Here is a 4,388-nt window from a genome sequence, read left to right as displayed (position 1 = left end):
GGGCTCAAAGCCGGAATCCTCTATTACGACGGCCAGTTCAACGACGCCCGGATGGCGGTGGCCCTCGCCATGACCGCCGGCGACCATGGCGCGGTGGTGGCCAATCACGTCGAAGTCACCGCCCTGCACAAGGAAAATGGCCGGGTCGCCGGCGCCCAGCTCAAGGACCGCCTGACCGGCAGTGCATGGACGCTGCGGGCCAAAGGGGTGATCAACGCCACCGGCCCCTTCGGCGACCGCCTGCGCCAGCTGGACGATCCCACCGCCGCGCCGATCATCACCACCAGCACGGGGATTCACATCGTGCTCGACAAGCATTTCGCCCCCCCCGACACGGCGCTGATGATCCCCAAGACCGCGGACGGCCGGGTGCTGTTCGTCATCCCCTGGCAGGGGCACACCCTCATCGGCACCACCGACGACCCGGCAGCGCCCAGCGAACACCCGCTGGTGACGGAAGGCGAGATCGACTACCTGCTGCGCCATGTCCGGAACTATTTCGACCTCAGCCTGACCCGGGCCGATATCAGGTCCGCCTGGTCGGGCCTGCGTCCGCTGATCGCCGATCCGAAGGCGGCGGACACCTCCAGCCTGGTCCGCGACCACGTGATCTCGATGAGTGCCGCCGGCCTGCTCACCATCGTCGGCGGCAAATGGACCAGTTACCGCCGGATGGCCGAGGACACCGTCGACCAGGCGGTTGCGGGGTACGCCCTCAAACCGGCCCGCAGCTGCCTGACCAATCACACCCCGGTGGTCGGCGGTGCCCGCTACCGGCCGGATGGCGATGCCCGGCTGGTTTCGGAGTACGCTCTCGCCGCCGACGTGGCCGACCATCTCCATCGCGCCTACGGCGACCGCGCCGAAGTCGTGGCAACGCTGGCTGCCGGAGGGTACGACGCCCGGCTCCATCCCGACCATCCCTACCTCGAAGCCGAAGTCGTCTACGCCGTGCACCACGAATTCGCCCTGCGCGCCATCGACGTGCTGGCCCGGCGTCTGCCGCTGGCCCTGCTCGACCGGTCCGCGACCCGCGCCGCCGCCCGGCGGGTGGTCGAGCTGATGGCCGATGAGCTGGGCTGGGATGAGGCGCAGGCCCAGGCCGAATTGGCGTTGGTGCACGAACGGCTTGCCGTCGCCCTGTAGCAACCTGTTGGGCGATTGCGGATATGAAAAAACGGGCAACCTTCTGCGTTGAGAGAAGGTTGCCCGTTTTATTGGGGGATGGGGTGTTCTTGGTGCCGCAAAGGGTGGTATTGGGAATAATCCGCCTGGGAGGGATCCCTTTAAAGGCTGCGCACCTGCCTTATCGCCATTTCCGCACGCTGGCTGATCGTTTGGACAATCTGCTTATAGATCGGATTTTCTCCGTAGCGTTCAATCATGGCGTTCGCCGTCGCTTCGGCCTTGCCGGGGATGGCCGCGGCCATCCTTTTTAAGGTGTCCATGACAGGCTTCGGGGACGGGATCCCGGCTTGTTCAGCGAAGTTGGCCCAGGCTATGCCGTTGATGTCACGAGGGTCGTAGGCACCGCCGATCGCCATGGCCATTTGCCTGCTCAGGTTATAGCTTCCGGTGCAGACCAGATCGTAGAACGGCGCCAGTGACGGGTTGGGGCCTCTATCGTAAAGAAGGGAAATGTTTTTTGCGTGGCAGTCGGCGTTGGCAATCAGGTAGTTGAAGACGGCCAGTTCGATCAGCTTGATCCGGTCGGCGAGCGGCTGTCTGCAGCGGCCGATGATCTGGAAGCACGCCTGAAATCCGGGACCGCCTCTTTCCTCGTATTTCAGCCGATAGGAAGATCCTGTCGCCTGGCAGAGGTCTTCCTGGTGAATCCGTGATGGCATTCCCTGTTTGTCGACTGTCCGGTCATAGCGTTCAACCAGATAGACAACCCCCCGGTCCCTGATCTGCAGCAGGGATGAGTCGGGAACTTTCAACCCCAAAGCCCTGGCCAGGGCCATGCAGAATGCCTCGTTTTCCACCAGGTTCGGGAAACGGTGGTTCGGCGGTTTGAGAATGTGGGTGCTGGGGGAGCCGTCGAGGGGCAGGCTGATGGTATCCCCGTGAATAGCGACCGGTAGTTTGTCCTGTACGCCGGCGAGGGAGAGCCGGGTACGCTCGCCCTCGCCGAGAAACGAGGGGTCCATAATGTAGGCTTCGTCCAGCAGTCTGCCCAGGTCCTGCTCGGTCAAGGGGCGGTAGCTTGGGGGGGCAGGCTCGAATGACTGCTCCGGGCCACCGGGGTAGAGGGCCAGCGCTCCGGCACAGTCACCGCCCAGTGCGGCAAGAAGCTCGAAGTCGTCGTCCGCCGAGACCCGGTACTTGCTGGCAAAGTGATCGCGTAATTGGCCTTCAGGCAAAAGGTTTGCAAAAAAGGCGCGCGATAGTTCCGCTGTGAAGGGGGCCGTCTGCAGCGGTAGCGACAGCGACAGGGGGATCGGGGTTTTGCTGTCCAGCCAGCCGGCATCGTAGACAAAGATGTAGTTGCCGCTTTCATTGCCGGTCAGCGTCCCTACTTTCTCTTGGTCGATATACACATGGAGGATTTTATCCATTGATTATTCTCTGGTGTCGGCGAGCAGGTCGATGCCGAGAGTGTTAAGCAGATGGAAAACCTTGCCGATCTCGGCGGTTTCCTTACCGCGTTCAACCTCCGAGATGAATTTGATGCTGACACCACAGTACTCCGCGACCTGGCCCTGGGTAAGATGCTGCGCCTTGCGTTTTTTTCTCAGGAGTTCCCCGAGCCCTTTAGGGCAGGTGACCGCGATGGCACGGTCGCTGATATTGGCCACTGTCTTCTCCTGGTTTCTGGTCGGTATTGTACCGTACGGTGTATATTAGGTTTGTTGATTGGAGTTTGCAAGTAAATTGTACCGAACGGGATAAATGCGCGGATGGTTGGAAGGTTGTTTGTGGAATTCAACCGAACGGTGAAATAATGCCGGGGGGCGATTAGCAATAAATAGATCTGTCCCGATTTTCAATTGAAAACCGTGAATTGAAAGCCGTGTGCGGGAAAACCGCATGCACGGTTTGATGAGGGAGGGCAGGGGTGTCCCTGCTCTCTACTCTACCCAGATTTACTCAGGTCAACAGTCCGTGGGTAGCGAGTGGTTAGACATGTTAACTTTGTAACCATTATCAAAATTGAGAGTCATCGACACCTCGAAGAAGGTTTTCTGTGCTTTCCTTTTGTGCCAATTTTTTCAAACCTTCATCGTTATAACTAACAGTAAGATGATGCAAACCAGACAAGCCTTCATCATGATATGACATAACATAAATGTATTTATCGTCCTTAGTTATGGTCATGGCACTTACTATTACACCATCTTTTCCAATATTAAAAACACTTTCCCCTTTTCCATATTTGTTTTGAATTAATTCTGCAATTAGTTTTTCAGCATGGCTGCATTCAGTGTAGCTATTAAAGACGCTATTTCCCTCTATGGAATATATTCTATTAGATATAGGAGTAGTTTTGATACAGTATTTCTGTATATTTTCGAATGGTTTTTCAGGCGTGAAATTATAGCATGGATTAACGCTAGACTCAGATGTGTTAATTATTGGATTCGGATTAAAGACTTCCCCTAATTTATAACCAAAGGCACCATCTACTGTTTTAGTTGTACCATTTAAGGCTTTCGTTGCACCAGAGCATGCTGTCAAGCTTACCAATGTCGAAACAATCACCAATTTAATGAGAAACTTGGACATTTTAACCCTCACTTAGTATAAATGGTTTTTATTAAGTAAAACATCTAACGTCTCAATATAAACGGGTGCGCCGAACTGATTGCTACCCACCGAGCTATTCAAATTTAAAGCAGAAGTATTTTCCGCCCGCGTTGATTATCTGGTTCGGCAGGTTTATTTTTTCTTTTTCAACATAAAACCGGGACAGAGCTATTTCCCTCTAGTCTTGCTGTGATTCAAAGCCTTTTCGATCGGTCGGGCTTTCTCATCCATCCCCCGGTTACGCAAAAAGCCGCCGTTTCGAAATAAATCCGGAATGGGCGGCTTATATTGGGCATAGGAATTTTGTTCTTTCATGCCCCCTCCAGCGATTAAAATGCAGGTTAAGTAATTTGCATTACAAATCGCTATGCATAGTAAGCCTGTCACATCCCCTTGTCAATTTCTCCGGGCAGGGACGGTTCACCGGGCGAATTCATTGCAATATGGGCGTGTGGGGTATGGCCTCAAACAACAAAGGGCCGGTTTATTCCACCCAGTCGAAGGTGCGGGTGACGGCTTTCTTCCACAGGCCGAAGTTTTTGCTGCGGGCGGTGTCGTCCGCGGAGGGTTCCCAGGTTTTGTCCACTCCCCAGTTTTTGCGCATCTCGTCGGTATTCTTCCAGTAGCCGACGGCGAGTCCG

General features: G+C 55.4%; 5 protein-coding genes and 1 pseudogene. 1 reads left to right on the top strand and 5 read right to left on the bottom strand.

The genetic code is table 11. The features are described from left to right. Positions 1-1,146 (top strand): glycerol-3-phosphate dehydrogenase/oxidase (locus ABYV89_RS14840; RefSeq protein ID WP_432823712.1); only part of this gene is annotated, 1,146 nt, incomplete at its 5' end. Between the two features lie 140 nt (positions 1,147-1,286). Here the strand turns inward: ABYV89_RS14840 and ABYV89_RS14835 are convergent. The 5 genes and pseudogenes from ABYV89_RS14835 to ABYV89_RS14815 all read right to left on the bottom strand — a co-directional run. Then, positions 1,287-2,558, bottom strand: coding sequence for a type II toxin-antitoxin system HipA family toxin (locus tag ABYV89_RS14835; RefSeq protein ID WP_432823711.1), 1,272 nt, complete (start codon positions 2,556-2,558; stop codon positions 1,287-1,289). 3 nt (positions 2,559-2,561) lie between these two features. Beyond that, complete coding sequence (locus tag ABYV89_RS14830) at positions 2,562-2,798, bottom strand: helix-turn-helix domain-containing protein (RefSeq protein ID WP_432823710.1); 237 nt, start codon at positions 2,796-2,798, stop codon at positions 2,562-2,564. A 349-nt stretch (positions 2,799-3,147) separates the two neighbouring features. Beyond that, positions 3,148-3,726: a hypothetical protein gene (locus ABYV89_RS14825; RefSeq protein WP_432823709.1), complete on the bottom strand. Its 579-nt coding sequence runs from the start codon at positions 3,724-3,726 to the stop codon at positions 3,148-3,150. 189 nt (positions 3,727-3,915) lie between these two features. Further along, positions 3,916-4,062, bottom strand: coding sequence for a hypothetical protein (locus ABYV89_RS14820; RefSeq protein WP_432823708.1), 147 nt, complete (start codon positions 4,060-4,062; stop codon positions 3,916-3,918). A gap of 169 nt (positions 4,063-4,231) precedes the next feature. Continuing rightward, a pseudogene (locus tag ABYV89_RS14815) lies at positions 4,232-4,388 on the bottom strand (glycerol kinase); the annotation flags it as partial.

The sequence above is a fragment of the Trichloromonas sp. genome (assembly GCF_041583255.1).
GTDB lineage: Bacteria > Desulfobacterota > Desulfuromonadia > Desulfuromonadales > Trichloromonadaceae > Trichloromonas.
Note: the sequence above shows the minus strand (reverse complement) of the source record. Positions and strands in the feature narration are given on the sequence as shown.

Coding starts and splice junctions, on each gene's coding strand:
- ABYV89_RS14835 (WP_432823711.1), bottom strand. CDS start 2,558: ATGGATAAAATCCTCCATGTGTATATCGACCAAGAGAAAGTAGGGACG.
- ABYV89_RS14825 (WP_432823709.1), bottom strand. CDS start 3,726: ATGTCCAAGTTTCTCATTAAATTGGTGATTGTTTCGACATTGGTAAGC.
- ABYV89_RS14820 (WP_432823708.1), bottom strand. CDS start 4,062: ATGAAAGAACAAAATTCCTATGCCCAATATAAGCCGCCCATTCCGGAT.